This is a genomic window from Paraburkholderia terricola, from assembly GCF_900142195.1.
In the GTDB taxonomy this organism is placed as follows: domain Bacteria; phylum Pseudomonadota; class Gammaproteobacteria; order Burkholderiales; family Burkholderiaceae; genus Paraburkholderia; species Paraburkholderia terricola.
This window is the reverse complement of the sequence record NZ_FRAB01000028.1, coordinates 36,030-61,621: the sequence shown is the minus strand read 5'-3', so window position 1 is coordinate 61,621 and position 25,592 is coordinate 36,030. Positions and strand designations below refer to the sequence as shown.

Annotated in this window: 20 protein-coding genes and 1 pseudogene; 8 read left to right on the top strand and 13 right to left on the bottom strand. The window is 65.7% G+C overall.

Going from position 1 to position 25,592, the window contains the following annotated elements; translation table 11 throughout:
- Window positions 1-201: 201 nt before the first annotated feature.
- The 8 genes from BUE39_RS22090 to BUE39_RS22055 form a co-directional block, all read right to left on the bottom strand.
- Window positions 202-1,635 carry an efflux transporter outer membrane subunit gene (locus BUE39_RS22090; protein ID WP_073430872.1) on the bottom strand — a complete coding sequence of 478 codons (1,434 nt, stop codon included), beginning with the start codon at window positions 1,633-1,635 and terminating at the stop codon, window positions 202-204.
- Between the two features lie 10 nt (window positions 1,636-1,645).
- Window positions 1,646-3,217, bottom strand: coding sequence for a DHA2 family efflux MFS transporter permease subunit (locus BUE39_RS22085; RefSeq protein WP_073430871.1), 1,572 nt, complete (start codon window positions 3,215-3,217; stop codon window positions 1,646-1,648).
- A 7-nt stretch (window positions 3,218-3,224) separates the two neighbouring features.
- A complete protein-coding gene (locus BUE39_RS22080; protein ID WP_176035797.1) occupies window positions 3,225-4,316 on the bottom strand; it encodes an HlyD family secretion protein in 1,092 nt (363 codons plus the stop codon).
- Between the two features lie 86 nt (window positions 4,317-4,402).
- Window positions 4,403-4,825, bottom strand: coding sequence for a MarR family winged helix-turn-helix transcriptional regulator (locus tag BUE39_RS22075; RefSeq protein WP_073430848.1), 423 nt, complete (start codon window positions 4,823-4,825; stop codon window positions 4,403-4,405).
- A 75-nt stretch (window positions 4,826-4,900) separates the two neighbouring features.
- A complete protein-coding gene (locus BUE39_RS22070) occupies window positions 4,901-5,323 on the bottom strand; it encodes a MarR family winged helix-turn-helix transcriptional regulator (protein ID WP_073430847.1) in 423 nt (140 codons plus the stop codon).
- 167 nt (window positions 5,324-5,490) lie between these two features.
- Window positions 5,491-6,381: a transglutaminase family protein gene (locus BUE39_RS22065; RefSeq protein ID WP_073430846.1), complete on the bottom strand. Its 891-nt coding sequence runs from the start codon at window positions 6,379-6,381 to the stop codon at window positions 5,491-5,493.
- The gene (locus tag BUE39_RS22060; protein ID WP_073430845.1) at window positions 6,378-9,056 is read right to left on the bottom strand and encodes a circularly permuted type 2 ATP-grasp protein; all 2,679 of its coding nucleotides are present in this window, start codon (window positions 9,054-9,056) and stop codon (window positions 6,378-6,380) included. The genes BUE39_RS22065 and BUE39_RS22060 overlap by 4 nt, the downstream gene beginning before the upstream one ends.
- Before the next feature lie 64 nt (window positions 9,057-9,120).
- The gene (locus BUE39_RS22055; protein ID WP_073430844.1) at window positions 9,121-12,600 is read right to left on the bottom strand and encodes a transglutaminase family protein; all 3,480 of its coding nucleotides are present in this window, start codon (window positions 12,598-12,600) and stop codon (window positions 9,121-9,123) included.
- A gap of 19 nt (window positions 12,601-12,619) precedes the next feature.
- On the opposite strand from BUE39_RS22055, the gene BUE39_RS34375 reads away from it, so the two are divergent.
- A complete protein-coding gene (locus BUE39_RS34375; RefSeq protein WP_143031965.1) occupies window positions 12,620-12,973 on the top strand; it encodes a hypothetical protein in 354 nt (117 codons plus the stop codon).
- Window positions 12,970-14,034 (top strand): annotated as a pseudogene (locus tag BUE39_RS22050) (zinc-binding metallopeptidase family protein); the annotation flags it as partial. The gene BUE39_RS34375 and the pseudogene BUE39_RS22050, both read left to right, overlap by 4 nt.
- A 493-nt stretch (window positions 14,035-14,527) precedes the next feature.
- On the opposite strand, the gene BUE39_RS22045 reads toward BUE39_RS22050, so the two are convergent.
- Together BUE39_RS22045 and BUE39_RS34915 are read right to left on the bottom strand one after the other, a co-directional pair.
- Window positions 14,528-14,950, bottom strand: coding sequence for a phasin family protein (locus tag BUE39_RS22045; RefSeq protein ID WP_073430842.1), 423 nt, complete (start codon window positions 14,948-14,950; stop codon window positions 14,528-14,530).
- A 140-nt stretch (window positions 14,951-15,090) separates the two neighbouring features.
- Window positions 15,091-15,267, bottom strand: coding sequence for a hypothetical protein (locus tag BUE39_RS34915; RefSeq protein ID WP_159442585.1), 177 nt, complete (start codon window positions 15,265-15,267; stop codon window positions 15,091-15,093).
- Between the two features lie 65 nt (window positions 15,268-15,332).
- Between BUE39_RS34915 and BUE39_RS22040 the strand changes: the two genes are divergently transcribed.
- Window positions 15,333-15,797 (top strand): tetratricopeptide repeat protein, encoded by a 465-nt coding sequence (locus BUE39_RS22040; protein WP_073430841.1) that lies wholly within the window; start codon window positions 15,333-15,335, stop codon window positions 15,795-15,797.
- A gap of 824 nt (window positions 15,798-16,621) precedes the next feature.
- On the opposite strand, the gene BUE39_RS22035 is transcribed toward BUE39_RS22040, so the two are convergent.
- Window positions 16,622-17,719: an NADH:flavin oxidoreductase/NADH oxidase gene (locus tag BUE39_RS22035; RefSeq protein WP_073430840.1), complete on the bottom strand. Its 1,098-nt coding sequence runs from the start codon at window positions 17,717-17,719 to the stop codon at window positions 16,622-16,624.
- An 86-nt stretch (window positions 17,720-17,805) separates the two neighbouring features.
- On the opposite strand from BUE39_RS22035, the gene BUE39_RS22030 reads away from it, so the two are divergent.
- Window positions 17,806-18,135, top strand: coding sequence for an ArsR/SmtB family transcription factor (locus tag BUE39_RS22030; RefSeq protein ID WP_073430839.1), 330 nt, complete (start codon window positions 17,806-17,808; stop codon window positions 18,133-18,135).
- Between the two features lie 125 nt (window positions 18,136-18,260).
- Here BUE39_RS22030 and BUE39_RS22025 read toward each other — a convergent pair whose 3' ends face one another.
- Entirely contained in the window at window positions 18,261-18,458 is a 198-nt protein-coding gene (locus BUE39_RS22025) for a hypothetical protein (protein ID WP_073430838.1), read from the bottom strand.
- A gap of 71 nt (window positions 18,459-18,529) precedes the next feature.
- Window positions 18,530-19,522: a LacI family DNA-binding transcriptional regulator gene (locus tag BUE39_RS22020; RefSeq protein WP_073430837.1), complete on the bottom strand. Its 993-nt coding sequence runs from the start codon at window positions 19,520-19,522 to the stop codon at window positions 18,530-18,532.
- Between the two features lie 224 nt (window positions 19,523-19,746).
- Between BUE39_RS22020 and ptsP the strand changes: the two genes are divergently transcribed.
- The 4 genes from ptsP to BUE39_RS22000 are packed head-to-tail and all read left to right on the top strand — an operon-like array spanning window position 19,747 to window position 25,421.
- Window positions 19,747-22,254, top strand: coding sequence for a phosphoenolpyruvate--protein phosphotransferase (ptsP, locus tag BUE39_RS22015; RefSeq protein WP_073430836.1), 2,508 nt, complete (start codon window positions 19,747-19,749; stop codon window positions 22,252-22,254).
- Entirely contained in the window at window positions 22,251-23,270 is a 1,020-nt protein-coding gene (locus BUE39_RS22010; RefSeq protein WP_073430835.1) for a 1-phosphofructokinase family hexose kinase, read from the top strand. The genes ptsP and BUE39_RS22010 overlap by 4 nt, the downstream gene beginning before the upstream one ends.
- A gap of 13 nt (window positions 23,271-23,283) precedes the next feature.
- Window positions 23,284-25,062, top strand: a complete 1,779-nt coding sequence (locus tag BUE39_RS22005; protein ID WP_073430834.1) for a PTS fructose-like transporter subunit IIB — start codon at window positions 23,284-23,286, stop codon at window positions 25,060-25,062.
- Window positions 25,063-25,091: 29 nt separating this feature from the next.
- Window positions 25,092-25,421: a hypothetical protein gene (locus BUE39_RS22000; protein WP_073430833.1), complete on the top strand. Its 330-nt coding sequence runs from the start codon at window positions 25,092-25,094 to the stop codon at window positions 25,419-25,421.
- Window positions 25,422-25,592 lie beyond the last annotated feature (171 nt).

Here is a 25,592-nt window from a genome sequence, read left to right as displayed (position 1 = left end):
CCTGTCAGTTTCCACTGGATGTGGAGGCGAGCCGCATGCCGATAACGCATACGGCAATCTCCTCCGTCTATGCGGGTTCCTTCAATATCGGCCCTGACGGTGGTCGACGCATCTTCGCCCGCAATTGTCGCGATTGTATTCCCGAACCGCTCCGACGAGGAGCCGCGCTCAACGCCGCAAGAACCACGACCGCGGAGATCGTCAGTTTTCCGACGATACCGTCGTGACGGTTTCACGCGCATTCCAGCCGCCGCCGAGCGACCGGTACAACGCCACGGCCGCGAGCGCATGCTCGCGCCTCGCCTGATTCAACGATTCCGCGTCGCGCAGATACGCCTCTTGCGCCGCGAGCACGTCGAGGAAACTCGATGCCCCGCCCTTGTACAGTTCACTCGACAAACGCAGCGCCTGGTTCGATGCATCGAGCGCGCCGCCCAGACGCTCCACCTGTACGGCGCCGTTCACCAGATCGCTGCGGTTGTCCTCGATCTCCTTGAGCGCTTGCAACATGGTCTGCTGCAAGCCGAGTTGCGATTCGCGCATGCGGCTTTCGCTCGCGTCGATGTTCGCGGTAATGCGACCCGCGTTGAAGATCGGACTCGTCGCGTTCAATGCGGCGCTAAAGAGATTGTCGGTGAGCGTCGGCAAGCCGAGATAGGACGACGCCAACAAACCGTCGGCAAGATTGAGTCTGAACTGCGGATAGCGCTGCGCTTTCGACACGCCCACTTCCGCCGCGCGCTGTTCGACAGCCGCATACGCATTGCGAACGTCGGGGCGCTGCAGGAGTGCTTCGGACGGCAACACCCGCGGCACGCCTTGCGAGGGCACCGGAATGTCGCGAGCGTCGGCGAGCGTCAACCCGTCCACGCTCTCGGGCGTGCGCCCCGAATACACCGCGATTAAACTCAGTTGATGCTGCACCGTCGATTGCATGCGTGGAATCTGCGCCTGCAAATCCTTTAGCTGGTTCTGCGCGCGCGCGACGTCGAGTTGCGTCGACAAGCCGTATCGCAGACGCTGCTGCGTGAGCTTCAACGCGCGGGCACGGATCTGCTCATTCTCGCTAAGAATCCGCAGTTGCGATTGCGCCCAACGCAGATCGACATATGCCGCCGCCGTGTTGGCTGCGAGCGCAAGGCGCAACTGGTTGAAGGCGGACTGACGTCCCGACACCTGCGCCTGCGCCGCGAGCACCGCGAGACGTTCGCCGCCGAATACATCCGGCGTCCAGCTCGCCGCCAAACCGACGCCGGCCTGGCGTACATAACCGAGCGGCGGCGGCGTGTTCTGGCGCGAGTCGGAAGCGCTCGCGCTTGCGTTCAACTCCGGCAGCAAAACCGCGCGATTCTGCGTCACTAGGTTCTGCGCCTGCTTTACGCGCTCCGCTGCTGCCTGCACGTCAAGGTTGCCGGTCAATACCGATTCGACCAGTTGATGCAGGACGGGGTCGCCGAATTGCGTCCACCATGTGTCGGCGCTCACGCTGTCTTGCGGCGCATCGACGCTCCATGCGGCCGGAGCGACGGTTTCAACCGTTTTCGGCAAATCCGCGTGCGTTTCCGGTTGCACCGCGCACGCCGCGAGCGTCAGCAACGCGGCGCTCGCCAGTACCTTGATGATGATCGGTTTCATGTTCAATTCCTCAATGAGCATCGGGCGGCGGCGCACTGTGGCCGAACGGCCGCGAGAACAGCACGCTCAGCAAACCGACCGCGAAACACAGCGACACGGCGAGAAACGTATCGGAGAACGTCAGCACGAGCGCCTCGCGCATCAGCAGCGAATGCAACTCGCTGAGCCCCGCGTTGGCCGCATTCAGCGCGTTTCCGCCAACCGCCGCGAAATGCGCGCTCTGCTGCCGCAAGATCGATTCGACCAGCGGGCGGCCCGCGTTCAAATGTTCATCGAGCCGCTCGTAATGCAGATTCAAGCGGTCGTTGAGCATCGTGCTGCTCACCGCGATGCCGATGGCGCCGCCGAGATTGCGCATCAAATTGAACAGGCCGCTCGCCGAACGAAGCCGCGACGGCGGCAACGAGCCGAGCGCCATCGTCACGATGGGCGCGATGCTGAACTGCTGACCGATGCCGCGCAGCGCCTGCGGAATCAGCAGTTCCTGCCAGCCCCATTGATTGGTCAACGGCACGTAGAGATAACAGCCGGCGCCGAACAGCACGAGGCCGAACACCATCAGCAGGCGCATGTCGACAATCCGCGCCAGCGTCGAATACGCGGCCAGTGCGATCAACTGGAAACAACCGACCGACAGCAACGCCAGGCCGATCTGCAACGAATCGAAGCCACGCACGCGCGACAAAAACAGCGGCGTGAGGAACACCGTGCAGAAGATGCCAATGCCCGTGATGAACGACAGCAAACTGCCGATACCGAAGTTGCGCACCGCCAACGCACGCAAATCGACGATCGGCTCTTTCGCGGTGAACGCATGCACGAGGAACAAGAAGCCGCAAATGGCCGACACCCACGTGCATAGAATGATGACGTCGTCGCCGAACCAGTTTTTCCGCGGACCCTCTTCGAGCACATATTCGAGGCAGCCGAGAAAGCCGGACATCAGCAGGATGCCGAGGTAGTCGCCTTTTTTCAGCAGCGACAGATCGACGTTGTCGACGTGAACGTATTTCGGCACCATCAGCGTGACGGCGATGCCCGGCACGAGGTTCAGATAGAACAGCCAATGCCACGACCATTGCGACGTGATCCAGCCGCCTATCACCGGCCCGATGGTCGGCGCGAGCGAAGCCAACGCACCGATGGTGGTGGCCGCGATCAGCCGCTGTTTGCCGGGGAACAACACGAACGCCGTGGTGAACACGGTCGGGATCATCGCGGCCCCGAGCGCGCCTTGCAAGCCGCGAAACAGGATCATCGAGTTGATGTCCCATGCGAGGCCGCACAGCATGCTGGTGATCGTGAAACCGAGTGCGGAAAAGGCGAACAGCCAGCGCGTCGAGAACACACGCGTGAGCCAGCCGGACATCGGAATCACGAGAATCTCGGCAATCAGATACGACGTCTGCACCCACGAGAGTTCGTCCTGACTCGCGGACAATCCGCCGCCGATGTCCTTGAGGGACGACGCGACGATCTGGATATCGAGCGTCGCCATGAAAAAGCCGAGACACATGAGCGCGAACGCGAAAACCTTGGTGCGCATCGGCTGGTCGGCGGGATTGGCGAGGGGTTGAGTCATGATCGCTTTATCCGCGTGCCGGCGCGTCGACATGTACTTTCACCGTTGCCGAGAGGCCGGGCCGCAGCACGCCCTGCACGTTGCGGGGCACGTCGAGGCGGATGCGAACCGGCACGCGCTGCACGATCTTCGTGAAGTTGCCGGTGGCGTTTTCGGCGGGCAGCACACTGAAGGTCGCGCCGGTGGCCGGCGCTAAGCTCTCCACCACGCCGCGGATCCGCTGGCTCGACGCGTCCAGAGCGACGTCGACGCGATCGCCGACGTGCATCTTCTTCAGTTGGTCTTCCTTGAAGTTGGCGTCGATCCACAGTCCGCTCGCGGGCACGATCGTCAAGAGCGACACGCCCGTGTTCGCCAGCAGGCCGACGCGCGCGGTGCGGTTGCCGACATAACCGTCGATCGGCGAGCGGATCGTCGTGTATTCCACGTTCAATGCCGCGACGCGCTGTGCCGCTTGCGCGGTGGCGATGCGTGCCTCGGCGTCGCCGATCTGCGCGTCGAGCACGGCAATCTGACGCTGCGCCGCGATCAGCGCCGCGCCGCTGCGATCGACCGCGGCATGCGCCTTCGTCAGATCGGCCACGGCCCGCTCGACCACCTGGCTCGACACCGCGTCGTCCTTCACCAGTTCGCGATAGCGCGTGCGATCGGCGGCGCTGCGCGTCAGCTCGGCGCCTGACGCTCGTACCTCGGCGGCCTGCTGGTTGATCGTCGCGAGTTGCAAGGATTTCTTCGCCTGCAATTCGGTGACCGCCGCTTGCGCGCTGCGCACTTCCGCGCTGGCTTGCGCGAGGCGGGCGTCGTAATCGCGCGCGTCGAGCCGGATCAGCACCTGGTTTGCGTGGACGAACTGATTGTCACGCACGAGTACATCGGTAACGAATCCGTTCACCTTCGGCGCCATCACGGTGACATCGCCGCCCACGTAGGCGTCGTCGGTGGTTTCCACGAAGCGGCCGACGAAGAACCAGTACGACGCCGCCAGTGCCAGCACGGCAAGCACCGAGATGATCGCGAGAAGCATCCAGGGTCTGCGCCGCGCCGATGTGGCCGAGGGCGCCGCACCGGACGGCGCGATAGTCGAAGGGGTAGTGGACATGATGTCGGTGTGTGCGTATGCACTCGTTGCGTTAAAAAAAACGGCGCGTTGGATTGCGCCGACCATGCGTTAGCTGATACGAAGCTTCAGACTGAATCTCGAATGATTGCAAACAGTTCACTGCGCAATGCCGCCGCGCGCTGCACGCCGAAACGGTGCTCGAATTCGGCTTGCGCGGCATGCCAATGCTGACGTCCGGCTTGCAATAGTTCTTCGCCTGCACAGGTGAGCGAAATGGACAGTGTGCGCACATCCGCGCCGAGCGCCTCGCTCGCTATCAGGCCGTTGCGCCGCAGCGGTTGAATCGTGCGAACGAGCGTGGTGCGCTGCATGCGCATGGTGTCGGCCAATTGCTTCATCGTCATCGGACCGGCGCGCTTCAGGCGCCCCAGCAGCGAAAACTGCGTGATAGTGAGTCCGACATTCGCCAGATGGCGGTCGTAAAGCTGCGATACGTGGCGTGCGGCCTGACGGATCGCAAAGCAGTCGTCGTCGAATGGCCCTTCCATTGCGCGCTTCCCTCACTCAAAGTGCGTATGCACATACATGGACGCAACGATGCTCGCCAAAGCGAACACGCGTTGTTAACCGGTGATGCCGAACAATTCGGCGCGCAGCACCTTGGCGCGCCCGTGCCCGAACCTGGATTCGAATTCGTCCTGCGCGGCGCGCCATGCAATGGCGGCCTGATCGAAGGTGGCTTCGCCCTTCTCCGTCAAGCTGAACAGGTAAGTGCGGCCGTCATGCTCCGCCGATTCGGCGGCGACGAGGCCCTCGCGCTGCAATGGCTTCATGGCGCGGACCAGCGTGGTGCGCTCCATCACCATCGAGTCCGCCAGATCCGCGATGGGCAGGTTCGGCTTGCGCGCGAGCTTGGCGAGAATCGTGAACTGCGCGGCCGTCAGCCCGACCGGGCGAAGATGGCGCTCATACATTTGCGTGACGCGCCGGGCCGCCTGGCGCAGCGCGAAACAGTTGCATTCGTCGTAAGAGAGGGGGCGGTTCATGATCGGCAGTGTAGGTGTGCATACGCACAGCGTCAAGTTCAATTGCAGCACTGCAGTGTTGCAAAAACGGCAAGCGGCGGTTTTTTGGCGAACATGCGCGCACACGCGAGCGAATCCGCAGCGGCGGACAAGCGGCTTGCCGAACCGAAATGAAGTATGGCGAGAGGCTAAAGCGCGAGAACGGTCACGCCCACTTCCACCCGATGCGCGCCGCCGCCGAGAATCATCCCGCGCAGCAAGGACACGTCGCTGTAGTCGCGGCCGATCGCGAGCGTCACGTGATCCCTATCCGCGAGCACGTCGTTGGTGGGGTCGAGATCGATCCAGCCGCTCTCGGGACAATGCACCGACACCCACGCATGCGACGCATCCGCGCCGATCAAACGCGGCTGCCCCGGCGGCGGATCGTTGCGCAGATAACCGCTCACATAGCGCGCCGGCAAACCGAGCGAACGCAGGCAGCCGATCATCACCTGCGCGAAATCCTGGCACACGCCGCTCTTCAATTCGAAGGCGCGCTCGGCCGGCGTGTCGAACATCGTCGCCGAAGGTTTGTATGCGAAGTCTTCGTGAATCCGGTGCATCAGATCGATCGCCCCCGCGGCGATCGGCGTGCCAGGCGCAAAGCTCGGCAACGCATACGCGCGCAGCGACGGCCGCGGCACGATATTCGGCGACGCGAAGCAGAACTCGACCTCGGGCCGGAACTGTCCGCCCACGCGAAAGCGCAGCGCGTCGGCCACGTCTTCCCAAGGCGGCGTCGCATCGGGATCGAGATCGGTCCAGCGCGGCATGAGCGCCACCGTCGTTTCGCTGACGAGTTGCAGCCGCTCGTGCGGCGCATCGAGCGCGAAGTACAGCACGTCGTTGCCGAACGCGTCGATCCGGCTATGCAGATACGACGGTTCCGGCTCGATGCGTTCCTCGTGCGAGACCACGCGTTGCCAGGCGCACGCGATCGGCCGGATGGTCGCGAGATGCTGCGCCGTTTCCACATACGTGGAGTAATGGTAGGTCGTGCGATGCGAGACGGACAGCACGGTCGGCGTGTGCTTCATGACCACACCTGCGACGCCACCGTACTCGCGTGACTGAAATAGCGCGCGCTGATCTCATGCGCGGCGGCGCCGACAAAACCGCCGATCTGATCGCACATCGCAATCAGCTCGACGTAGGCGCCGTTTTCATCGGTTGCGCACAGAGCTTCGAGCGTCGGCAGCGACGCGGCGTGCGGCATCAGTTCCGCGAACGGACGATGCCGCACGCTGCCCGCCGCCACCGCGATCTCATCGAGCTTCTTGCGCAAACGCTCATAGACGCCGTAGATACCGCGCGGATTGGTCGGCTCGATCACCAGCAGATCCAGCAGGGCCGGCACTTCGAAACGGCCTGGATAAAGCGAGCGATACGTCAGCGTGCAGTCGAAGAATTGCAGCAGCAGATCGAAACCGGCGGGCGTCGCGAGCTGCCCCTTATCGGCGACCACGCGGAGAAACGACGTCATCGCCGACACGCGTTCGATGTGCCGCCCGACGAACAGCAAACGCCAGGCTTCGTCGCGCGTCATGCGGTCGCCTTGCGCACCGCTGATCGCCGACAACTGCACCGAGAGATGTTCGAGCGCGTTCATCAGCGTCACGCGGTCGTAACGATCGTAGCGTTCGCCGCGGCCATTCAGGCCGCCGTTGCCCTGTCCGTTGCCGGACCCGTTGCTAGACCCGTTGCTATTGCCCTGCGACGCGCCGCCGCTGAAACCAGGCGCCGGCATCAGCATGTGCAACGCATCGCGAAAGTCGTTGCGCGCCGCGAGAATCGTGCGCCAATGATCGTTCGACAAACGCCCGCGCACTTCACCATTCGAGCGCGCCTGACACTGCAGGTTCTGCCCGATGCTCGACGCGCCGGTGCTCTCGCTCAGATTCGCGACCAGCGCGCGCTCGAAAGCTTGCGGCGAATGCGGCGAGAACATGTCGCCGGACTGCACGAGCCCGCAGTAATTCGCGAGCTCGACGAGCGTGGGGAACATCGCGTCGGCGTCGTTGCCTTCCAGCGAGCCGAGAATCAGCCGCAGCAGCCGCACGTTGTTTTCCGCGCGCTCGCCATAACGCCCGGCCCAGTAGAGGTTTTCCGCCGCGCGGCTCGACACGGTGCGATGCTTGCGCGCGAGATCGGCGGGCTGCATCGGCGAAGGCAGCAGCGTGAAGGTCGAGGTCGGCTGGCTCGACAGCACCCACGTATCGACACTGCTGCCGCCGTATTGCATCGAGACCGTCGGCTGGCGCTCGGCGGCCATGCGCGTGAAGCCGCCCGGCATCACGTGCCAGCCGCCGTTCACGTCGGCGATCGCATAGACGCGCAACACCGACGGACGGCGGCCAATGGTGCCTTCCTCGTAACGCGGCGTGCAGGAGAAACGTTGCGACTGCTGGATCGTGTAATTGTCGGGCATGGCTTCGATACGTTCGCGCCATGTCGAAAGCCGCTGCCTGCCGTGCTCGATGCCGGGCGGCGCGTCGCGCGCGGCGAGCGGCCACGTCGGCACGATCAACGCTTCGTCCAGGCGCGCGAACGCGTGTTCGCGCGCCGCCTCTTCGCCGCACCACCAGGTCGCCACGCTCGGCAGCAGTAGATCCTCGTCGAGCAGCACTTCCGCGATGCCCGGCAGAAACCCGTGCAAGGCCGGCGATTCGACAAAGCCCGAGCCCGGCACGTTGGAGACGATCACGTTGCCCGCGCGCATCACCTGCAACAAGCCGGGCACGCCGATGCTCGAATCGGCGCGCAGTTCGACCGGGTCGCAGAACGCGTCGTCCAGACGGCGCAGCACGACGTGCACGCGTTCAAGACCGGCGAGCGTCTTCAGATAGAGCATGTCGTCGCGCACCGTGAGGTCCTTGCCCTCCACCAGCGTGACGCCCAGATAACGCGCGAGAAACACGTGCTCGAAGTAAGTTTCGCTGAACGGCCCCGGCGTGAGCAAGGCGATATGCGCCGACGTCTCGGCGCCGTCATGATCGTGCCGCATCGTGGCCTGGGCCGCCTGCGCGAGCGTCGCGATCAGTTGCGAATAGGTCGGCGCGAGGCGGCTCACGCGCATCGCGCGAAACGGATCGGCGAACAGCGCCGACACGATCAGCCGGTTTTCGAGCGCATAGCCGAGCCCGGAGGGCGCTTCGGTGCGATGCGCCATCACGGTCCAGTCGCCGCCGGGCATGCGCGCGAGATCGACCGCCACCACTTGCAGGAATTGCCCGCCGGGCGGCGCATAGCCCTTCACCGAGCGCAGATAGCCGGGATGGCCGAACACCAGCGCGGGCGGCAACTGCCCGCGCTCGAGCAAGGTCTGCGGCCCATAGATATCGGCGACGATCGCATTGAGCAGATGCGCGCGCTGCGTCACGCCGCGCTCCATATGCGCCCACTCGGCCTCGCTGATCAGGAACGGCAGCAGATCGAGCGCCCACGGCCGCGGCTCGCCGTTGTCCGCGTAGACGTTGTAGCTGATGTCGTTATCGCGGATCTGCTGCGCGATCGACGCGCAGTGATCGTCGAGCCGCGCGATGCCGTCTTCGCCCAGCCGCTCGAAGAACTGCCGCCACGGTTCGCGCAAGGCGCCCGACGCGTCGCGCAACTCGTCCCAGTGTCCTTCGTGGGCCGGCAACAGCCGCAGCAAGGACGAAGCGTCCGCGCGCGCCGCGGACGTTTCGAAGGGAAAAGTCGATTGAAAGGCCAAGGTCGTGTCGTTCTTTAGTGTGCCGCGGCGTGCTGGATATGCCGCGGCGTGTCAGTCTACCAGGTTACCAATAGCGCAGGTCCAGCGTGAACGGAAACTCGAGGCTGCGCTGCGGCGTATCGACCGCGAGCGGCCCCGGCGTATGCCCCGATGCGAAGAACCGCGCACGCCGCCGGCTTTCCGCCTCGTAAGCGTTGACCGGGAAGGTCTGGTAGTTGCGCCCGCCCGGATGAGCGACATGATACTGGCATCCGCCGACCGAGCGGCCGCTCCATGTATCGACCAGGTCGAACGTGAGCGGCGCATCCACGCCGATGGTCGGATGCAGCGCCGATGGCTGCGACCACGCGCGAAAGCGCACCCCGGCCACATATTCGCTGACGCGCCCAGTGGGTTGCAACGGAACCGGCACGCCGTTGACCGTCAGCACATGGCGGTTATCGTTCAAACCAAGCGCGCGCACCTCGAGCCGCTCAACGGACGAATCCACGTAACGCACCGTGCCGCCCGGCGAACCCTCCTCGCCCATCACGTGCCAGGGTTCGAGCGCGTTGCGGATCGTCAGCGAGACGCCGTTCACCGTCGCCTCGCCCACCAGCGGGAAGCGGAATTCGAAGTGCGGCGCGAACCAGCCGCTGTCGAACGCGAAGCCCGCGCGGTTCAGTTCGTCGAGCACGTCGTCGAAATCCATCTTCACGAAGGTGCCGAGCATGAAGCGGTCGTGCAGTTCGGTGCCCCAGCGCGTGAGCCGCTGCGTGTACGGCGTGTGCCAGAAGCGCGCCACCAGCGCGCGCAGCAGCAACTGCTGCACGAGACTCATGCGCGCGTGCGGCGGCATTTCGAAGCCGCGCAATTCGAGCAGGCCGAGGCGCCCGGTCGGGCCATCGGGCGAATAGAGCTTGTCGATGCAGAACTCGCTGCGGTGCGTGTTGCCCGTCACGTCGATCAGAATGTTGCGCAACGAGCGGTCGATCATCCACGCCGGCAGGTTCGCGCTGTCGCGGCCGCCGAGCAGATCGATCTGCCGCTGCAATTCGCGGAACGCGACTTCCAGTTCATACACCTGGTCGTTGCGGGCTTCGTCGATACGCGGCGCCTGGCTGGTCGGCCCGATGAAGAGCCCCGAGAACAGATACGACAGCGAAGGATGGTTGTGCCAGTACGCGATCAGGCTCGCGAGCAGATCGGGACGGCGCAGGAACGGACTGTCCGCGGGCGTCGCGCCGCCGAGCACGAAGTGATTGCCGCCGCCGGTTCCGGTATGGCGGCCGTCGGTCATGAACTTCTCGCTGCTCAGATAGCTTTCGGCGGCGGATTGGTACAGGTACTCGGTGTGATCGACCAGTTGCTCCCAGTTCGAAGCCGGATGAATGTTCACCTCGATCACGCCGGGGTCCGGCGTCACCTGCAGCACCTTCAGACGCGCATCGCGCGGCGGCGGATAGCCTTCGATCACCACCTGCATCCGCAACTCGGCCGCCGTGGCCTCGATCGCGGCGAGCAGTTCGAGGTAATCGTCCAGTTCGGTGAGCGGCGGCATGAACACATGCAGGAGCGTGCGGCCGCTGCCGAACGTCTCGGCTTCGGCCTTCGGTCCGGCGGCACGTTTGGGATCGCGCGCCTCGACGCAGATCGCCGTGCGAACCGTGTCCTTCGACGACTCGCCGCGCGCGGGCGGCGACAGGTTTGCCGCGTCGGCGTCGGCTGCATGGCCCAGCGCGCCGCTGCCCGCCATGCCGCTCAACAACTCCGCCGCCGATGACGACAACCCCGCCACGCGCCGCGCGTCGGCGGTGGTCATCTTGCGGGAGTCGCCGTCGAACTGCATGCGCAACTGCGCGGCCGAACGCAACGGCACCGGCGGCGCAAACGGATCGTGCGCGTGCTGATACGGATAGTCGGTTTTCGACACCCACGGCAGCGAGTCGAGCGGCAGCCGATAACCCATCGGCGAGTCGCCGGGAATCAGGAACATGTGCTCGTCGCGCAGAAACCAGCGGCCGGTGACCCACCGGGGCGGCTCGTGCGGCACGTCGCGCTCGCGCGCGAGCGGCAGGACATAGCCGGTCGCGCCGCCCAGGCCCGCGTCGAATACGCGCCGCAGACGCACGCGCTCCAGTTCGTCGTCGAGTCGCGCGTCGAGCGGATCGACGTTGACCGGCAAGCGGCGCTCGCGCCACAGGTAGTACCAGACGTCCTCGAAACCGGCGTGGATGCAGTCCTTGTCGAGCTCCAGCTTCGCGGCCAGGTGCGCGAGGAAGCGTTTCGCGTCGTCGGCGGTATAGGTGCCGGGCTCGCGTTCGTCGGCGAACAGCGTGGCGTCTTGCCAGCACGGCTCGCCGTCGGCGCGCCAGTACAGCGACATCGCCCAGCGCGGCAACTGCTCGCCCGGATACCACTTGCCCTGGCCGGTATGCAGAAAGCCGTTCGCGCCGTAGCGCGAGCGCAGCTTCTCCATCAGCGTGACCGCGTAGCTGCGCTTGGTCGGGCCGAGCGCGTCGGCGTTCCATTCGGCGGCGTCGCGGTCGCGCACCGAGACGAAGGTCGGCTCGCCGCCCATCGTCAGGCGCACGTCCATTTCGGCGAGGCGTTCGTCGACCTGCGCGCCCATCTTCAGCACGTCGCTCCATACGTCGTCGCTGAACGGTTTGGTGACGCGCGGCGTCTCCAGCACGCGTTCGATCGACATGGTGTGCTCGAACTCGACCTCGGACTCGTCGACCGCGCCGGAGATCGGCGCGGCGCTGCCGGGCTCGGGCGTGCAGGCGACGGGAATGTGCCCTTCGCCGGCGAGCAGGCCGGAAGTGGGATCGAGCCCGATCCAACCCGCGCCCGGCAGATACACCTCGCACCACGCGTGCAGGTCGGTGAAGTCGACTTCGGTGCCGCTCGGGCCGTCGATGGATTTGACGTCCGGCGCGAGTTGCAGCAAATAGCCGGACACGAAGCGCGCCGCCAGCCCCAGTTGCCTGAGCGTCTCGACCAGCAGCCAGCCGGAATCGCGGCACGACCCCGCCGCGCTCACCAGCGTCTCCTCGGGCGTCTGCACGCCGGGCTCCATGCGGATCAGGTAGCGAATCTCGCGTTGCAGCCGCTGGTTCAGCGCGACGAGGAAGTCGGCGGTGCCTGCCGGCGTGCGGTCGATGCTCGCGACGAATTCCCTGAAGCGCGGCGTCATCGCGCGCTTGACGCGGTACGGCGCGAGTTCGAACGCGAGGTCGGGCGAATAGTCGAAGGGAAACTGCTCGGCCGATGGTTCCAGAAAGAAATCGAACGGGTTATAGACGGCCATCTCGGCGACCAGGTCCACGGTCACCTTGAATTCGCGCGTTTTCTCGGGAAAGACGAGCCGCGCCTGATAGTTGGCGAACGCGTCCTGCTGCCAGTTGATAAAGTGCTCGGCCGGCTCGACCCGCATCGAATAAGACAGAATGGGGGTCCGGCAATGCGGCGCAGGCCTCAGACGCACGACCTGGGGCGACAGCGAAACCAGCCTGTCGTAGCGGTAATGTGTGACATGATTCAACGCGACGCGTATGGACACACGGACTCCTGGACGAAGGATGGCAGCCCGCCAAAAAGCAAGCTTCATGCCGTTTGTGGAACAAGCGCGAAAAACCGCGCGAACCGTCTGCTTTGCTCCGGATGACAGCCTGCTGCAAAGTTTGCCGCGTGCGCCGATCGTCCGGTCGATCGAACAGCGCGTCTTTCCACTGCCTTTTACAAGGCGGCGCACCAAAGCGGCGCAGCGCCGATGCACGATCATGCACGTAATGTGCGTTAAAGCAGTGACCTGTGGCAAATGCGGTACGACGATTGCGACGCTCGAGAAGCGCCGCGGCCGCCGCGCGCCGCCCGCGGCCAAAGCACGCCATGCTCACCATGACCGCCACTCACTACTCGGGCTCGACCCATGAAAACCTTCCACTGCAACCGCTGCTCGCATCTCGTCTTCTACGAAAACGTTCGCTGCGAACGTTGCGAGGCGTTGCTGGGCTACGTGCCTGAACTGGCCGAGATCAGCGCGTTCGAGGACGCCGGCGAGGGACGCTGGCGCAGTCTGCATCCGGGCGCCGAAGGTGCGTTGTTCCGCCAGTGCCACAACTACGCCGTCGAAAACGTCTGCAACTGGATGATCCCCGCCGACTCGCCGGACACGCTGTGCCGCGCCTGTCAGCTAACCCGCACGATTCCGAATCTGAGCGCGCCGGAAAACCGGCTCTACTGGTATCGGCTGGAGGTGGCCAAGCGGCGTCTGCTTTACACGCTGGCCGCGCTCGGCCTCGACGTCAAATCGCGCGAGACCGATCCCGAACGGGGGCTCGCCTTCGAATTCCTCGAGGACAGCGACGACGGTTCGCGCGTGATGACCGGCCACGACAACGGCCTGATCACGCTGAACATCGCCGAAGCCGACGATGCCTACCGCGAGAAAATCCGCAGCGCGATGGGCGAGCCTTACCGGACGCTGCTCGGCCACTTCCGTCACGAGACGGGCCATTACTACTTCAGCCAGCTCGTGGAGAACAACCCGCGCTGGATCGAGCCGTATCGCAAGCTGTTCGGCGACGAGCGCGCCGATTACGGCGAGTCGCTCACCGCCTACTATCGCGACGGCGCGCCGGCCGAATGGCAGGCGTCGTACATCAGCGCGTATGCCACGATGCATCCCTGGGAAGACTGGGCGGAGACGTGGGCGCATTACATGCTGATCGTCGACGTGCTCGACACCGCGACGTCATACGGTGTCGCGTTGCTGCCCGACGACCCGAGCGAACCGACCCTGACCGACCGCACGCCGGTGGAAGACGCGAGCTTCGATAATCTGATGAAGCGCTGGTTTCCGCTCACGTATGCGTTGAACAGCCTGAACCGCAGCCTCGGCATGCCGGATGGCTACCCGTTCACGCTGGCCGCGCCGGTGGTGGGAAAGCTGCGCTTCGTGCATCGGGTGATCGCGGAGGCCGGCGACAAGTCGCAGCCGCGCGAAGCGGCGGCCCCGCCGACGAAGGCCACGCCGCCGTCAGCGCCGTCCGCGACGCAAACTGCTGCGCAGCCGGTGACGCAGGCTGTGGTGCGGACGGACGTGCGGACGGTCGCGCCGCATGCGCCGTTGCCATTGCCATTGCCTTCGGCAAAGCAGCCGGCAACGCCGCTGTCGAACGCGGAACCGGTCGCGCCGACGATCGTGGTGCAGGCAGCGGATCGAGCGGTAGTGTCCGAAGCTTCCGTACTGGCGGCACCGCCGTTGCAATCGGAAGACGCCGCCGCCGTCAAGGGAACACGGCCCAAGCGGACAGCGCGGCGCAGCTAGGCCAAAGAGACGCCTTCATGCGAAGCCTTTCATGCGACACGAAAGCGGCGACATGAATCGTTTCGCCCAATAAAAATGCCGCGGACAACTCGGAGTTATCCGCGGCATCGGCTTACCTTCTTCACGATGTCGACGCGATCGAACGCGCGGGCGCCGGCTACTTTTTCTGCTGCTCGAGGAGCGACTTGAGCTCCGCAACATTTTCCTCGACGCGCTTCGCGATCACCGCATACGACTCGGCTTGCGTCTGATAGGCGGCTTGCGCGAGTTGCTGCATGTCGGCGAGCGACTTGTGCAGACTCTGCTGGATCAACTCCGCCGCTTTCGGCGACGGCGCGCCGCCGGCGGACAACTGCCCCGTCAGCGACTGCAATTCGCTCAGCGTGGTGCGCAACATGTCGGCCTGTTTCTGCGCGAGCGACTGCATGCCCTGGAAGGCCGTCTGATTCGCCTGAACCAGTGCTTCCACGTCCTTGCGTCGCGCTTCCATGATGGCGGGTACGTCGAAGCCGGGGAGCTTGAACTGCTCCAGCATTTTGGTGAAATCGCCAAACGGATTGGCGGCGTCAGGTCGGTCCATGCGAAATCCTCCTTCACGGTTGAGTACTCGCCCGCGGTGCATCGCCGCGATGTGCTTCTCTCACGCATGCACCGATGGCATCGTGTGCGCCGCGCGCCCCGCCGACGCGTGAACGTTGTGGGGTCGGACGGCACATTGCTTCAATCATGCGCCATCCAGGATGATTGCGCCAGCGGGCGCACCCTGGCCTCGATGCCGCGCGCTTCACGGCATTCGCGGTTGCGGTTGCGGTTGCGGTTGCGGTTGCGGTTGCGGTTGCGCGCATGCAAGGTTCGGTAAGCGATCGGCGCCGCTTTGGTAACCCGGCAAACCGGCACGTCGCTTATCGTTGCTCCCATGCCGACGCACTGTTGCGTCGACGCTGTCCAGAGGGAGCGACATCATGAACAAGAGATTTGCGAGCGCGGCACTGGCCGCCCTGTTGACCGTGTCGGCGACGGCCGCGCTTGCCGAGGAAGCCTCACCGCCGCCAGCCATGTTCACCCCTGCGCATGGCAAGACGGAGCGCGGCGACGGCCCGCCGCATGGATCGATGGGTCCGATGATGGGACCGATCGGTCCTGGCTTCGCGGTGATCAATGACCTGGAGCAGTTGCGCCGCCTGTATGCCATGACCGGCCGCGAAGCCGACATCATTGCGGTGTATCACGAGGTATTGAACAAGACGCAAGATCCGATGCTGCGTCACTTCGTGTACGACTCGCTGGCTCGCGAGCAGTTGAAGCCCGCCAATCCTGACCAGGCGATCGCGACGCTGCGCACCAGTCTCGCGGAAGATCTCGCCGCGGCGAACAAGCTGCCGCGCGGCATGCCGCCAGCGATGCAGCCGCCGGCTCAATCGCAGTGAGAAAACATGCGCGATGAGGTTGCGCCGGAACCGTGCCGCAGCCTGTTTGCGTCAGCGCGGCGTCCACGGCAACGCCTTGAAACGAGCCAGGCGCAAACTGGAAGCGCTCCCGCCAACACGCTGCGCAGCCCGTTCGGCGCGCAGCGTTAGCTGTCCCACATAGCCGCTTCACTGCCCACTTTTCATCTTCCGTCAGGTGATTGACGATGAAAGCACTTTAACGTTAGTGCCTGGGTGAAGAAGAATGCGCTACCCACTGAACATGGCCGTTGCCGCCGCCCTACTCATCTTCGTTCTTGGCTGCATCATCAAGCTCGCCCTGAAGTGATGCCCGGAGCCGCTTGCGCGATGACATCGCGCGAAATAATTGTTGAATGGAGTTCGACGAGCGGCTCGCCCATACTTCGTTTCGCTGCCGGCGCGTACAAAACAGAACGCATGAGATCAAGGGTGTTTCACGTGCGAATGAGCTCGACTACGATCAACGATCCCACGGTTGCCCGATCATCGAAAGCGTCATTCGAAGGCCTTCGACGGAGCATCGTGAGCGGTTGTGAAGCGCGGTGGGTTGAGTGATGGGTTTCAGCGATGGGTTTGGGCGGTGGGTCTAAGCGGCTGGTCCCCAGCGATAGTTTTAAGCGGCAAAAGCGCGCGGCGCAGCGAAGCGAACCTCACTGCGCCGCGCGCTTTTTTGCGCTCTCGTATCCCTCGGGGCGAACCTATATCGCGCTCCGCTTATTAGCGAACGACAGCGCCGGAGCCATGAACGGGCATCCCATGCGGCCGCGTGCAGTCACGCCCCGGCAAGCGATTTGCGCTCCGGCTTACGCCACCGCGTATCGTTCGAGCCAATGCGCGTACGGCGCCGGCAGTGTCCACGAAGGCCGTTCGATGCCGAGCTTGCGCGCCGCGTGATACGGCCAGTGCGGATCGGCCAGATGCGCTCGGCCGACCATCACCAGATCCAGTTGCCCGTTCTTCACCGAGCGGTCCGCCAGTTCCGGCGTATCGATACCCCACGCCGACGACACCGGAATCCCGGCCTCGCGGCGCACGCGCTCGGCGATCGGCGCGAGGAACGCCGGCGCCCACGGAATCGCCGCGCCCGGCGTGGAGAAGCCGACGCTCACGCTCAACATGTCCAGCCCTTCGCGCCGGAAATTCCTCGCCAGTTCGATCGACTCCGCCAGCGTTTCCTCATCGCGCCCGTCGTACTCGATCACGCCGAAGCGCGCGGTCAGCGGCAGATGTTCCGGCCACACCTTGCGCACCGCCGCCAGCGTTTCCAGCAGAAAGCGGCTGCGGTTTTCGAGGCTGCCGCCGTACGCGTCGTCGCGTTGATTCGAGTGCGTCGAGAAGAAGCTCTGGCCCAGATAGCCGTGCGCGAAGTGCAGTTCGAGCCATTCAAAGCCCGCGTCGCGCGCGCGCCGTGCTGCGGCGACGAAGTCTTCGCGAACCCGGGCGATGTCGTCGAGCGTCATCGCCTTCGGCACCTTGGGCAGATTGCCGCCGAACGCGATCGCCGACGGCGCGATGGTCTGCCAGCCGCGGCTGTCGCCCTCGGCGATATGGTCGTCGCCCTCCCACGGACGATTGGCGCTGGCTTTGCGGCCCGCGTGACCGATCTGGATGCCCGGCACCGCGCCCGCCGCCTTGATGGACGCGACCACCGGCGCGAAGGCCTGCGCCTGCTCGTCCGTCCAGATGCCGGCGCAGCCCGGCGTGATGCGGCCTTCGGGCGACACCGCCGTGGCCTCGACGATCACGAGGCCGGCGCCGCCGCGCGCGAGACCGGCGAGGTGCACGCGGTGCCAGTCGTTGATCAGACCGTCTTCGGCGGTGTACTGGCACATCGGCGGAATGGCGATGCGGTTGCGCAAGGAGACGTCCTTGAGCTTGTAGGGCTGAAACAATGCGGACATCGGGCTAAACTCCTGTGTATAAGCTCGTACGGTAGTTCGATAAACATCGAACTATGAGTATCGCAGAAACCTTTACCATCTGCACAATGCGCACCTATAACCATCCCGCCGCCGAGGACTTGACGCTCGGACGGCTGTTCCATGCTCTCAGCGACCCCGCCCGGCTCGATATCGTCCGGCGGCTCGCCTTGGTCGAAGAAGCCACCTGCGGCGAGCTCGACGGCGGGCGCCCCAAGTCGAGCGTGTCCCATCACTTTCGGATCCTGCGTGAAGCGGGGCTGGTACGCACGCGCGTCGCCGGCACCGTGCATCAGAATTCGCTGCGGCGCGCGGAACTGGACGCCCGCTTTCCGGGCTTGATGCAGGCGATTCTCGAACAGATCGTGAGGGAGCCGGCGTTGAGTGAGTCGGCTTGAGATGTCGCGGTTTGAACTAGCTGAAGGGTTCGAACTAGTCGAAGGGGTTGAACTAGCCGAAGGGGTCGAACGGGTCGAAGAGGCCGAACTAGCCGAAGGGGTCGGGCGAGCACCGAGCCTTGCGCTCAGCCTCGTCCCATCACGCGCATGAACGCGAAGAACGCGCTCGCCGCAAGCGCGAAGCGGAAGCCAAAGCCAAAACCAAAGCCGCCGGTCACGCCCGCGGCGAATTTCGTCACCAACCCGCACTCGATGAAATCAGCCCTGCGGCCCACAGCGCGCACAGAGACCGCCGGCCCGACATAACCGAAATCGAACAGCAAAGCGCTCCCGAACACCGACGCGATACAAACGTGGGATGCGCGTCGAACAAGGCGCCGCCTTACCCCCCAACCTACCGCGCCGCCGTCGACCCGCGAATCACCAACTCGCCTGGCAGAACCAGCGAACGCGTGGACATCGACGGGTCCGCGAGCCGCTGTGTCAGCAACTGCATGGCGATCTTGCCAATCTCGTACACCGGCTGCGCGATGACGGTAATGCCCGGCGTCACGAGATCGGTCCACGAGTCGTTGTCGAAACCGGCGAGCGCGATGTCCGCGCCGGGCGTCGCGCCGCGCGCCCGCATTTCACGGTAAGCGCCGAGCAGCAGCAAGCCGTTGCTCGCGACGATCGCATCCGGCCGCGACGCCGGATCGTCGGCGAGCCACGCGCCGACATGCCGCAGCGCGCTCTCCGCATTCGGCTCGACGAACTCCGCCCGCACCGGCAAGCCATGCCGACCCAGCGCCTGCGCAAAACCGTCGTGACGTTCGCGGCCCGTGGTACTGGCGTTGCCGAACAGCCCGGCGATGCGCCGATAGCCCCGCTCCACCAGATGCTCGACGAGACGCGCCGCCGCGTCGCGGTTATCGAGCACCACCGCATCCGCGCTGCCCGCGGGACCGGCGCGGTCGATCATCACCACCGGGAAATCGTAGGCTTGCGCCTTGAAGCGCTGCGCGGCGTCGTGAGTCGGCGAATAAATGCAGCCCGTCACGCGCTCCTCTTCCATGAGCCGCAGATACATCGCCTCCTTTTCGCTGTTTTCGTCCGTGTTGCAGAGAATCACGCGCAGCCCCTGCTGATACGCGGCGTCTTCCACCGCGCGGCTGACCTCGGTGAAGAACGGGTTGCGCACGTCCGACACGATCAGGCCGATGGTGGCCGTGTCGCCCGAACGCAGGCGGCGCGCGGCGGCGTTCGGGCGATAACCCAATTGCTCGATGGCGCCGAGCACCCGCTGACGCACCGCATCGCGCACCGGCCCGTTGTTCGACAGGACACGCGAGACGGTCGTGACCGACACTCCTGCCGCTTCGGCAACATCCTTGATTCGTAGATTCATGAAGTGGTATCGATTCCTTGAACCGCTCGGTATTTTCCCTGGATTGCATTCATGCCAGCGAATTCGCCGCGTCGCGGCGAGTACCGGCCAATTGGCGTTTTCCGACCATTCTACCTGGCTTTCCGCGATTTTCACTGAAATCCGTAACACCGGTTCAGGCTTGACGCGCAAAGTGGTATCGATTCCAATAAGCACACTTCAACGATTCGATTTCAGGAGACGCGATGCCGTCGCTGCTTACCGCAGAGCTGGTTCGACTGAACGCACGTGCAAGTTCGAAACACGAGGCGATCGTCCAGGCCGGCCAGTTGCTGGCCGCCGCCGGTTATATCGAGCCCGCTTACGTCGACAGTCTTCAGGGCCGCGAAAAAGTCTCGAACACGTATCTGGGCAACGGCGTCGCGATTCCGCACGGCATGCAGGAAGACCGCCATCTGATCCGGCGCACCGGCGTGGCCGTGCTGCAATTGCCCGAAGGCGTCGAATGGCACGACGGCGAGCGCGCCAATCTGGTGGTCGCGATCGCCGCGCAATCCGACGAACACATCGCGCTGCTGCAACGTCTCACGCGTCTGATCGGCGATCCGCGGCAATTGCAGGCGCTGGTCGAAGCGCGCGATCCACAGGTGCTGGTCGACGCGCTGAACGGCGCCGCCGCCAACGCCGCCGCCGCGGTGATCGACGCGACGCCCGCGGATTTCGAGCAGCGCGTCGAACTGGTGCTGGACTATCCGCACGGCTTGCACGCTCGCCCGGCCAGCGCCTGGGTGGCGACCGCCAAGCGCTATCAGGCCGCCTTGCGTGTGCGCAACGGCAAGCTCGCCGCTGACCCGAAGAACCTCGTCAGCCTGCTGCAACTGGGCGCGACCGCGAATGCGCACCTGGTGTTGTCCGCGCAAGGCGTCGATGCGGCGGACGCGCTGGCCGCGTTGAAACGCACCATCGAAGCGTTGTCGGCGGAAGAACACGAGCGCGCCGCGGCGGCTCGCGCGCGCCGTCAAAAAGCACAGCCGGTATCGTGGACGCCGCTCGACCCGGCGACGGTGTTCGAAGGCGTCAGCGCCGGTCCCGGCTTTTCGATCGGACCGGTGCGCGTGCTGCGCACCGCGCGCCTGGAGATTCAGGACCGCCCCGGCGAGACCGTCGAAGCCACGCATCGGCTCGACGAAGCGCTGCGCAAAACCGCCGACGAACTCGACGCCCTCACCCGCGACACCGCCGCGCGCCTCGGCGCGGCGGAAGCCGAAATCTTCGCGGCCCACCGCGAACTGCTGAACGACACGGACCTGTTCACCGAAGCCGCGCGTCTGCTGCTCGACGGCCACGGCGTGGCCTGGTCCTGGCATCAGGCGGCCGAGCAACAGGCCGCGCGCCTCGCCGCCCTGCCCGATCTGCTGCTCGCCTCGCGCGCCACCGATTTGCGCGACGTCGCGCGGCGCGTGCTGAAGCACCTCGGCGAAAACGTGGCGACCGACACGCGGCTCGACACGCCCGCCATTCTGATCGCCGAAGACCTCACGCCCTCCGACACCGCGATGCTCGACCCGGCCGTCACGCTCGGCTTCTGCACGGTGTCGGGCGGACCCACGTCGCACACCGCGATTCTCGCGCGCACGCTCGGCGTGCCCGCGGCGGTCGCGTGCGGCGCGGCGTTGATGGAGATCGCCGACGGCAGCGACGCGGTGCTCGACGGCAGCGGCGGTCGTCTCTATGTCGGCGTGTCGGCGCGGGACCGCGAGCGCGCGCGGCAAACGCAATTGCAACTGGCCGAGGAAGCGCAGCGCGCGGCGGCCAACCGCGCGCTGCCCGCCGCGACGCTCGACGGCCACGTGCTGGAGATCGGCGCGAACATCACGCGGCCCGACCAGGTGCGCGACGCGCTCGCCAACGGCGCGGACGGCGTCGGACTCATGCGCACCGAGTTCCTGTTTCTGGAGCGCCACGACGCGCCGAGCGAAGACGAACAATACGATTGCTATCGGCGCATGGTCGAAGCGAGCGGCGGGCGTCAGTTGATCATTCGCACGCTCGACATCGGCGGCGACAAGCAGGTGCCGTATCTGAACCTGCCGCACGAATCGAATCCGTTCCTCGGCGTGCGCGGCGTGCGCCTGTGCCTGCGCCGCCCGGACCTGTTCGTGCCGCAATTGCGCGCGCTCTACCGCGCCGCCAAGGATGGCCCGCTGTGGATCATGTTCCCGATGGTCTCCACGCTCGACGAGGCGCGCCAGGCCATCGCGCTCGCCGAAACCGTGCGCGCCGAACTCGACGCGCCGAAGGTGCCGCTCGGCATCATGGTCGAAACGCCGTCGGCGGCGGCGTTCGCGGATCACTTCGCCGCGCTGGTCGATTTCTTCTCGATCGGCACCAACGATCTGACGCAATACGTGCTGGCCGTGGACCGCGAGCACCCCGAACTCGCGCGCATGGCCGAGAGCCTGCACCCCGCCGTGCTGCGCATGATCAAGCAGACCGTCGACGGCGCGCGCCGCCATCGCAAATGGGTCGGCGTGTGCGGCGGCCTCGCGGGCGATCCGCTCGGCGCGTCGATTCTCGCGGGTCTCGGCGTCGACGAACTGTCGATGAGCTCGCGCGATATTCCCGCCGTCAAATCGCGGCTGCGCGCGTCGCGGCTCGACGCGATGCAGGCACTCGCGCGCCGCGCATTGGATTGCGAGGACGTCGACGCGGTCCGCGCGCTGGATAACACCGAGATCAAGGCGGCGGCATGAAAACCGTCGTCACCGTCACGCCGAATCCGGCGCTCGATCAAACCGTGCGCGTCGCCAACCTTGCGCTCGGCGAGGTGAATCTCGCGGCGTCGCTCGAATTCAACGCGGGCGGCAAGGGCGTGAACGTCGCAGGCTGTCTCGCCGACTACGGCATGACGACGATCGCCACGGGCCTGCTCGGCGCCGAGGACGCCGCGGCTTTCGACGCGATGTTCGCCGACAAGCACATCGTCGACCGCTTCGTGAGAATCGCGGGGCGTCCGCGCATCAACGTGAAGCTCGTCGATACCGCGCGCAACGAAACCACCGACATCAATCTCGCGACCTCGCTGCCGAGCGCGGCCGATGTCGACGCGTTGGAGCGGCGCGTGGTCGAACTCGCCGAGCCTGGGCGCTGGTTCGTGCTGGCGGGCAGTCTGCCGCCGGGTGTCGACGTGTCGTTCTATCGACGCGTCACGCGTGCGTTGCATGCGGCGGGCGCGCGCGTCGCGCTGGATACGAGCGGCGCGCCGCTCGCCGACGCATTGCGCGCCGGCGAGCCGGACGGTCTGCCGGATCTGGTGAAGCCGAATCGCGCGGAACTGGAAGCGGCGCTCGGCCGCTCGCTCGCCGACGACGACGCGCTGATTCACGCGGCCTGCGAGCTCGTGGAACGCGGCATCGCGTATGGGGTGGTTTCGCTGGGCGAGCGTGGCGCGCTGGGCGTGACGCGTGCATCGGGCGACCAGGCCTCTTCCTACCAAGGCTGGCGCGCCGCGCCTTTACGCGTGCCGGTGTCCAGCACGGTCGGCGCGGGCGACGCGCTGGTGGCGGGCCTCGTCGCGAGTCTCATCGAAGCGCGCCCGTGGCCCTCGGTCGGCCAACGGGCCACCGCGTTCGCGGCAGGCAAGCTCGCGCGGGTCGGCCCGCACTTGCCCGATCACGCGAGCCTCGACGCCCTCGCCGCGCAAGTCGAACTCGTCACCTTCAGCGTCGCCGCGAATCCGCCGCGCGTCACCCAACATCAAGCCGTGTAAGCCAGAGAGAGCAATGGACAAGCTGATTGGACTGGTATCGTCCCCGCAACAAAGCGCGTCGCCGATGGTCGCGGCGCAAGCCTTGAACCGCGCGGCGCAAAAACGCGGCGCCTCGCTCGCGGTGGAAACGCGCAGCGCGCTCGGCGTTCACGAGCCGTTGAACGCCGCGCAGATCGACGCGGCGCACGCCGTGCTGATCGCCGCCGACGCGGGCGAGCGCGTCGACGAAACGCCGTTCGCGGGCAAGACGATTCATCGCATTTCGCTCGACGATGCGATCCGCGAAGCCGATGCGGTGCTGGCGCGCGTGGCGGCGAGCGTCGGCGCGGATGCGCCGAGGAACGCCGCGGCCGCGCAAACGGCGACTCGCGCGCTCAAGATCGTCGCGATTACCTCGTGCCCGACCGGCATCGCGCACACCTTCATGGCCGCCGAGGGACTCGCGCAAGGCGCGAAGTCGCTGGGACACGACATTCACGTCGAAACGCAAGGCTCGGTCGGCGCGCAGAACACGCTGAGCGACGAGCAGATCGCGGCGGCGGACCTCGTGGTGATCGCCGCCGATACGCAGGTCGACAAGAGCCGCTTTCGCGGCAAGCGGCTCTATGAAACGGGCACTAAAGGCGCAATCGGCAAAGGCGCGGCGCTGATCGAAAGGGCGATCGCTGAAGCGACCGTCGACGGAGCCGCACAGAGCACAGGCGCGGGCGGTGGCGCCCTCGCGGACCAGGTCGCGGCGGCCAAGAAACAACGCTCGGCGAAGTCGTCCGGCCCCTATCGTCACCTGATGACGGGCGTGTCGTTCATGCTGCCGTTCGTGGTCGCGGGCGGTTTGCTGATCGCGATTTCGTTCGCCCTGGGCGGCATCTACGCATTCGACGACGCCCACAAGGGCACGCTCGCGTGGGCGCTGTTCCAGATCGGCGCGAAGTCCGCCTTCGCGTTGATGGTGCCGGTGCTGTCGGGCTACATCGCGTATTCGATCGCCGACCGGCCGGGCATCACGCCGGGCATGGTGGGCGGCATGCTCGCCGCGAGCCTCGGGGCAGGTTTTCTGGGCGGCATCATCTCCGGCTTTCTCGCCGGGTATACGGCCTTGCTGATTAGCCGCAAGCTGAAACTGCACCGCAATCTCGAAGGACTGAAACCCGTGCTGATCATCCCGCTGGTGTCGACGCTCGTGGTCGGCCTGCTGATGATCTACGTGGTCGGCACGCCGGTCGCCACCGCGCTGCACGGCCTCGAAAACTGGCTGCGCTCGATGCAGACCGGCAGCGCGGTCACGCTCGGCCTGCTGCTCGGCGCGATGATGGCGTTCGACATGGGTGGTCCCGTGAACAAGGCGGCCTACGCGTTCAGCACCGGCCTGATCGCGAGCCAGGTGTACACGCCGATGGCGGCCGCAATGGCCGCCGGCATGACGCCGCCGCTCGGCATCGCGCTCGCCACGTGGATCTTCCGCAACCGTTTCGTCACCGACGAACGCGAAGCCGGCAACGCCGCCGCGGTGCTCGGCATGGCCTTCATCACGGAAGGCGCGATTCCCTTCGCCGCGCGCGACCCGATGCGGATCATCCCGGCGTGCGTGATCGGCTCGGCGATTACGGGCGCGATTTCGATGGCGTCGAGCGTCGAACTGAAGGTGCCGCACGGCGGGATTTTCGTGCTGCCGATTCCGAACGCGGTCACGCATCTGGCCATGTACGTGGTGGCGATCGCGGCGGGCACCATCGTGACGGCGCTTGCTGTGGGGCTGCTCAAGCGGCCCGTCGAGGCGGCGGCTGCCGTCTGACGCTCACTCTTCCTGACGACGGCTCGAACATGGCGCAACAACTCAACGAAACGTATCGCGGATTTCATGTACTGATCGAAGCCGTGCCGCACGACGGCCACGGCCACGGCGTGCGCTTGCGCCGCACGATCACGCGGCAGTTGGGCGGTCGCCTGATGGCCGTGCGGGAGCGCGGCGGGACCGGTTTTTCCCACCTCGCGTCGAGCAGCGAGTCTCTGGCCGACGCGTTGCGCGACGCTCGGGAGGCGATCGACCGATTGCTCGGCGGCTGGCATCCGGCTTATGCGCAAGAGCCGGCCCATACGAACAACGCTCCGCGAGTGAACGGACCGGCTGCCGAAACCCGCATCGGCCTGTAAGGCCGGTTCGCGCCTCCCGGCGCGCTCTCGCGCTGCCCGCGCGCATACCCGCTCTCGCGCTGCCCGCGCGCATACCTTGAACACGGTTCGAGGATGGCGATTCGCGGGCTCAAGGGTCTGCGGGACGCCCCACCAAAGATCGCATCCCATGCGATCTCCTCTTGCCGCCTC

Excerpts from the sequence above, each read along its gene's own strand:
- BUE39_RS22090 (WP_073430872.1), bottom strand. The coding sequence starts at position 1,635 with ATGAAACCGATCATCATCAAGGTACTGGCGAGCGCCGCGTTGCTGACG.
- BUE39_RS22085 (WP_073430871.1), bottom strand. The coding sequence starts at position 3,217 with ATGACTCAACCCCTCGCCAATCCCGCCGACCAGCCGATGCGCACCAAG.
- BUE39_RS22080 (WP_176035797.1), bottom strand. The coding sequence starts at position 4,316 with ATGTCCACTACCCCTTCGACTATCGCGCCGTCCGGTGCGGCGCCCTCG.
- BUE39_RS22075 (WP_073430848.1), bottom strand. The coding sequence starts at position 4,825 with ATGGAAGGGCCATTCGACGACGACTGCTTTGCGATCCGTCAGGCCGCA.
- BUE39_RS22070 (WP_073430847.1), bottom strand. The coding sequence starts at position 5,323 with ATGAACCGCCCCCTCTCTTACGACGAATGCAACTGTTTCGCGCTGCGC.
- BUE39_RS22065 (WP_073430846.1), bottom strand. The coding sequence starts at position 6,381 with ATGAAGCACACGCCGACCGTGCTGTCCGTCTCGCATCGCACGACCTAC.
- BUE39_RS34375 (WP_143031965.1), top strand. The coding sequence starts at position 12,620 with ATGGCAGCCCGCCAAAAAGCAAGCTTCATGCCGTTTGTGGAACAAGCG.
- BUE39_RS22045 (WP_073430842.1), bottom strand. The coding sequence starts at position 14,950 with ATGGACCGACCTGACGCCGCCAATCCGTTTGGCGATTTCACCAAAATG.
- BUE39_RS22040 (WP_073430841.1), top strand. The coding sequence starts at position 15,333 with ATGAACAAGAGATTTGCGAGCGCGGCACTGGCCGCCCTGTTGACCGTG.
- BUE39_RS22035 (WP_073430840.1), bottom strand. The coding sequence starts at position 17,719 with ATGTCCGCATTGTTTCAGCCCTACAAGCTCAAGGACGTCTCCTTGCGC.
- BUE39_RS22030 (WP_073430839.1), top strand. The coding sequence starts at position 17,806 with ATGCGCACCTATAACCATCCCGCCGCCGAGGACTTGACGCTCGGACGG.
- BUE39_RS22020 (WP_073430837.1), bottom strand. The coding sequence starts at position 19,522 with ATGAATCTACGAATCAAGGATGTTGCCGAAGCGGCAGGAGTGTCGGTC.
- ptsP (WP_073430836.1), top strand. The coding sequence starts at position 19,747 with ATGCCGTCGCTGCTTACCGCAGAGCTGGTTCGACTGAACGCACGTGCA.
- BUE39_RS22010 (WP_073430835.1), top strand. The coding sequence starts at position 22,251 with ATGAAAACCGTCGTCACCGTCACGCCGAATCCGGCGCTCGATCAAACC.
- BUE39_RS22005 (WP_073430834.1), top strand. The coding sequence starts at position 23,284 with ATGGACAAGCTGATTGGACTGGTATCGTCCCCGCAACAAAGCGCGTCG.
- BUE39_RS22000 (WP_073430833.1), top strand. The coding sequence starts at position 25,092 with ATGGCGCAACAACTCAACGAAACGTATCGCGGATTTCATGTACTGATC.